We start from the raw sequence: 5,048 nt of genomic DNA, 5'->3' as shown, positions 1-5,048 counted from the left end.
CGAAGTTGATGAGCAAACCAATAGGAAACTTATAGGCAACAGTATAATTCTTGGCTTGTGCTAAGTGAATGTCTTCTAGATTAATGATTGCTTTCAATTCTACTACAATGCTGTTCTCGATTATAAAGTCTGCCCGCCTGCTACCGACCTCCATGCCATTATAGTAGATTACCTGCTCTTTCTCCCGTTCAAAGTTCAATCCAGCCTGCTGCAGTTCAATTGCCAGGCAACGCTGGTAAATCACTTCCTGAAAGCCACTGCCCAAAGTGTTATGCACCTTCATCGCACATCCAATTACTTTATAAGTTACTTCATCCAACTCCATCATTTAATTCTAAAATTTTAAATTCTTAAAATAACTCGTACTGAAAATCCTGTTCATCCTTACACATCCTGAAAATCCTGATTCAGACAAGCTTCTTAAACACTGCCGCATAATGGTCAGCCAGCCGCGTTGGCTCTGGCAGTTTGTGTTTAATAGCACAGGCCATAGCTATTTCAGTGGCTGACTCCAGGTCCATCAGGTGGCCGGGCGACACGAAGACTGGCTTTACCTTGTCCTTGGTTCGGAGCACATTAGCTATAACTTCATCTTTATAAATTAAAGGAGAAACAGCGCCTTTGGTGGCGGCAGGTTCGGTATACTTGCCCACCAGTACTTTTTTTGCGACACCCATGGTCGGTTTGTTCAGGTGCAGGCCCAGGTGCGTGGCAATACCCAGGCGGCGCGGGTGCGAAATGCCGTGTCCATCTACCATGATCAGGTCAGGTTTCTGTTGCAGCTTTTCGTAGGCCTTGAGCAGGTTAGGCGCTTCGCGGAAGGCCAGGAAGCCGGGGATATACGGCAACTCCACCGGCCCATGATGCCATACTTTCTCCACTACTTCCAGCTCTGGGTAAGACAGAAGTATAAAGGCCGAAAGGATGGTATCTTCTCCAATAAAAGAGGAATCGCAGCCGGCTATGAGCTTCAGGTCGAAGTCTGGTTTCTGAAGTATAATGCGCTCCTGCATCTGGCGCTGCTGCTCGGTCAGGCGAGCCAGTACCTTAGGGTCGGGTGGGGGAGCGTTAAAGTTTCTGTAGTAAGCCATTTGAATAATTATGAATGACTGAATAATTGAATAACTGAATGGTGTACGGAGGAAGTGCCTTGCTTGTGCAGTACCCTTATCTGGTCAGCCATATTTCCTCATACTCACTTTTACTCAACCACTCATTCAAAATTCAGCTATTCAGTTATTCAAAATTGCCATCAAGCGCTGCAGGGTACCCGGAGGTCTGCGAAGAACAAACGCCAGCTGCCGTTGCGGTAGCCGAAGTGGAAACGGTAGGAGGTGGCGGTGTGCAGCACGGTGATATCTACCTGCTCCTGCATGTCCTGTACTTGCTCTGCCCTTTGATTGCTTAGGTTGGCATACTTCCACATGTCGGTGTGCCGGAAATCTTTGGTTTGGGTAGTGTAAAAGCAACCTTCTTCAGTAAATCCCGATCTGCCCTGATCCATAGCGCCGCAGTCGAAGTTAGGGAGCTCCTCGCGCTGCACGAGCTGGCACTGCTTTACCTCCTCGGTTATACTTGTAAATGGTTTGTTCTGATACTTGCGCCGTACTTTCTGTATAACTTTATAATGCGTGTAAGCTGGCATAGCACCAGGCTGTTCGATCACCCAAAAACCTTGTTTGGGGTCAATAAAGTTGTTTAAAGCCACTGTGTCTCCAGACTGCATGGCGCTGAAAAACTGATTGAAGGCTTGTGCAAAAATGGCGGTGTCTGCCTCTTCTGAATAGCTTGTGCGCAAAGGCTCCTCCTGCACCGCCTGCAGTGAGTCTATCTTGGTATTGCCCAAGGTGTCCTGCTGCTGGTTCTCAGTTCCGCAGGAGCAAAGAACCAGCAGCGAGCATGCTAGAAGTAGGAAAATGTATCGCATAAGAATGTTTGATAACTGAATTTTGAATGCGTGTATGAGAAAAAGGTTGAGCAATCAGTACGGATGCACAAGTATAGCTTCTCTACTGTACCCATTCCTAATTCCTAGTTTATCATTCCTAATTCAGTTTAAGATACGGCGTAAAGTAGCCCAAGTGTTATACTTTCTGAACTTTGCCTTGATGAGGTCGTAACTTAGGATGCAGCTGTATGGCTGCCCGAACTTTAATTCCAAGCTATGACAAACTATAAATTTAACGAAAGCGTGCGCATCGATATGGAGGATGTGGCACTTGTAGGAGACCTGGCTATTCCGGAGGATGCACTTGGGCTGGTGATTTTTGCCTATGCCTCAGGCGATGGCAGGCTGCAGGAGAGCAACCGCTTTGTGGCGGAACACCTGCAACGCTCCCGCTTCGCTACCCTGTTGTTCGACCTGCTCACCGAAGAAGAGGCACAGGATATTAAAAAGCAACGTGACATTACAAAACTAACGCAGCGCCTTATCCAAACTACTTATTGGGTGCAGAAAGACTCACGAACAGCGGAGTTTGGCATTGGCTACATAGGAGCCGATACCGGAGCTGCCGCAGCCATCGGTGCCGCCGCCGCCGAGGGTTCTGAAATAGCACAGGCAGTGGTTAGCTACGGTGGTCGCCCAGACCTTGCAGATGCTGTGTTGCCCGACCTGCAGGTGCCTACCTTACTAATTGTAGGTGGCAAAGACGAAGCTGTACTGGAAATGAACATTCAGGCTCAGAACCAGATTCAAACCATACATGATGTGGAACTGGTGCCAGACGCAACCCATAAGTTTGAAGAACCGGGAGCACTGGAAATGGCGGCACAGCTAGCCACCGACTGGTTCAGGAAATACCTGAAGCGCGGCAAGCAGCACCCGTTGCATCAGAATCAACCATAAAAATCATAAAAGGGATGTTTTAACGCATCCCTTTTATGATGGTACCAAATGGAAAGATACACAAGTTAATGTTCCACGATGAACTCAGAGTTGTATACTTTGTCTGCTGTTGTGACACGCACAAAATATAAGCCAGCTCCATGCAGCCTGTTTAGAGGTATAATGGTGTTGAGTTGTCCATCCGAACTGCTAACTCTTTCGAGTTGATGTACCAGCCTGCCCTCCGAAGTGTAAATGTGTATGTCGGCCTCTGCTGTGGCCAGGTTGTGCTGAAGGAGTAGTGTAACATGAGGCGCTCCGCCACTTCTGGTGGGGTATACTTTGAGCGATTGCTTTCTTTCCCGTAGCTGAACCTGCACTACTTTAGAGTAGCTGCTAGTGCCGTCTGTATCTACCTGCTTTAGCCTGTAGTAAAGCTGCCTTGCGGGCGCTGTAGTGTCTGTGTAAGTATAGTGCTGTGCTGTTGCGGTAGTGCCTGATCCTTTTACTTGTGCTATTGCTTTGAAGGATGTACCATCTTCAGAGCGCTGTACTTCAAAATAAGCGTTATCCGTTTCGCTTGCTGTAGTCCATACTAGCTGTGGGTAACCGTTTAAGGTGCTATGCGCGCTGAAGGAGGAGAGTTCTACGGGTTGAGGTGTAATAGCAGGATCTATCGCAGCATACCATATGCGGGCCATCTTCAATTCGCCACTTGTGTTTGGGTGAACCCCATCCCAGGTGTCTTTATTATTACTAGGGTTGTCTGGGTCAAAGTAAGGATCAAAACCAGTATACTGGTCCACAACCACAACAGGCGAATCATCTGTATTTAACTCATTGGCTAAAACTGGTATGCGCCGGTTTAGTTCTTGAATGTTAAAAGCGGCATCGGTGCCCACTTTATTTGCATAAGCCGGAATAAGTTGTGCTAAGAGAATCGTTACAGCTGGGTTCTTGGTTCTTATTTGCCTTATGACTTCCCTTAGCTCATTTATTGTTTCCTGATAACAAGCCTTATCAGGAGATTCTCCTGCTTCGCATTGCTTGAACATGTCGTTAGTGCCTAAGTGTATGAGTGCAAAATCTGGTGTATAACCTTGCAGCCAGCTTGCTAAGTTACCCTGTCCGTCTCTTCCATTTAGCACTTCATCTGTGCTCCAGCCCCAGTGCCCTTCGTTACGGTTGGTATATACTTTGCCATTATAAGTCGTGCCCTTTACAGCAGGGTCGCCTTCGTTATTTGTTGTATGCGAGCCCACCAGTTCAACATCTATTCCCTCATCCAAGAGCATCTTCCAAAGGTGATAGCGGTAGCCGGGAAAATCAGTATTTCCCTGTGTGATGGAGTTCCCTAACGTCATGATCTTAAACTGCGCAAAGGCCGGTGCCGCATCAAGAAAACAGAAGGTGAAAAGAAAGAAGAGCAAGCGATATATATTGGTAGTAGGTACTTTTTTCATAGAAGGATGCTAAGGGTAAGTGACAATGTGTTTGGTTTGTATTATGAGCCACAATAAGTATATTGTCGCATTGTTTTAAAGTTACTAACGTTAGTAACTTTAAAACAGGATTGAATTTAATCTTATGCTCCCCTTTTATTTTAGAATCGAAGATTTTGCCCGAACAAAAGTAACGGGCTTCGGACTGTGCGTATTTAGGATCTTCATCAGCGTTATTTTATTGGTTGAGGTAGGCAAGCTATTCTACTTCCGCCATTTGTATTTCGATCCTATTCCTTATTTGGTCGAGTCACAGTTAAGTTTTTCTCTTGTTTTGGTGGCATGGATGGGAGTGTTAGTGTTTGGCCTATTAATTGGTTTCAAGACAAGAGCCGCCGCATTGATAAATTATGTATTGGTTTTGGTCTTCTTTTCCTCCTTAACATCTCTTAAGTATCACTTTGATGCTGCCCTAATAGGTGTTAGCTTCATGCTGCTGCTTCTTCCTGTTAATACCCGTTTGTCAATCGACAGCCTAATTTATAAGTTCAGGGTGATGAATGAGCAGGAGCAAAAAGTAAGGAAGATCTATTATTACCTGCCTGTGCTTCTGGTGTTATGTTTGCAGTATTTCGACTCATTTTTTCATAAGAGTGTGTCTACTTCATGGATAAAAGGGTTAGGGGTATGGTTACCAGCATCACTACCCGATCAAGTTTATACAAATCAATCATGGCTTCTAAATCAAAAAGAAATTATATTAGCTCTAGGATATTTAG

The 5,048-nt window shown here is 45.8% G+C and carries 6 protein-coding genes; 2 read left to right on the top strand and 4 right to left on the bottom strand.

Annotated features, from left to right (window positions below; translation table 11 throughout):
* From ACFQ2O_RS19920 to ACFQ2O_RS19910, 3 genes are all read right to left on the bottom strand, one after another.
* A partial coding sequence (locus ACFQ2O_RS19920; RefSeq protein ID WP_377532186.1) for a GxxExxY protein occupies positions 1–328 on the bottom strand: 328 nt, incomplete at its 3' end.
* A 79-nt stretch (positions 329–407) separates the two neighbouring features.
* Entirely contained in the window at positions 408–1,091 is a 684-nt protein-coding gene (nfi, locus tag ACFQ2O_RS19915) for a deoxyribonuclease V (RefSeq protein WP_377532183.1), read from the bottom strand.
* 161 nt (positions 1,092–1,252) lie between these two features.
* A complete protein-coding gene (locus ACFQ2O_RS19910) occupies positions 1,253–1,927 on the bottom strand; it encodes a hypothetical protein (protein ID WP_377532180.1) in 675 nt (224 codons plus the stop codon).
* A gap of 237 nt (positions 1,928–2,164) precedes the next feature.
* Here ACFQ2O_RS19910 and ACFQ2O_RS19905 point away from each other — a divergent pair, with 237 nt between their 5' ends.
* Complete coding sequence (locus tag ACFQ2O_RS19905; RefSeq protein ID WP_377532178.1) at positions 2,165–2,848, top strand: dienelactone hydrolase family protein; 684 nt, start codon at positions 2,165–2,167, stop codon at positions 2,846–2,848.
* 65 nt (positions 2,849–2,913) lie between these two features.
* Here ACFQ2O_RS19905 and ACFQ2O_RS19900 read toward each other — a convergent pair whose 3' ends face one another.
* Entirely contained in the window at positions 2,914–4,290 is a 1,377-nt protein-coding gene (locus ACFQ2O_RS19900; RefSeq protein WP_377532176.1) for a GDSL-type esterase/lipase family protein, read from the bottom strand.
* Positions 4,291–4,414: 124 nt separating this feature from the next.
* On the opposite strand from ACFQ2O_RS19900, the gene ACFQ2O_RS19895 reads away from it, so the two are divergent.
* A partial coding sequence (locus ACFQ2O_RS19895) for a hypothetical protein (RefSeq protein ID WP_377532174.1) occupies positions 4,415–5,048 on the top strand: 634 nt, incomplete at its 3' end.

The organism is Pontibacter rugosus, assembly GCF_042678745.1.
Lineage (GTDB): Bacteria > Bacteroidota > Bacteroidia > Cytophagales > Hymenobacteraceae > Pontibacter > Pontibacter rugosus.
Note: the sequence above shows the minus strand (reverse complement) of the source record. Positions and strands in the feature narration are given on the sequence as shown.

Bases quoted from the DNA above. Each gene is read 5' to 3' on its own strand.
- nfi (WP_377532183.1), bottom strand. From the start codon at position 1,091: ATGGCTTACTACAGAAACTTTAACGCTCCCCCACCCGACCCTAAGGTA.
- ACFQ2O_RS19910 (WP_377532180.1), bottom strand. From the start codon at position 1,927: ATGCGATACATTTTCCTACTTCTAGCATGCTCGCTGCTGGTTCTTTGC.
- ACFQ2O_RS19905 (WP_377532178.1), top strand. From the start codon at position 2,165: ATGACAAACTATAAATTTAACGAAAGCGTGCGCATCGATATGGAGGAT.
- ACFQ2O_RS19900 (WP_377532176.1), bottom strand. From the start codon at position 4,290: ATGAAAAAAGTACCTACTACCAATATATATCGCTTGCTCTTCTTTCTT.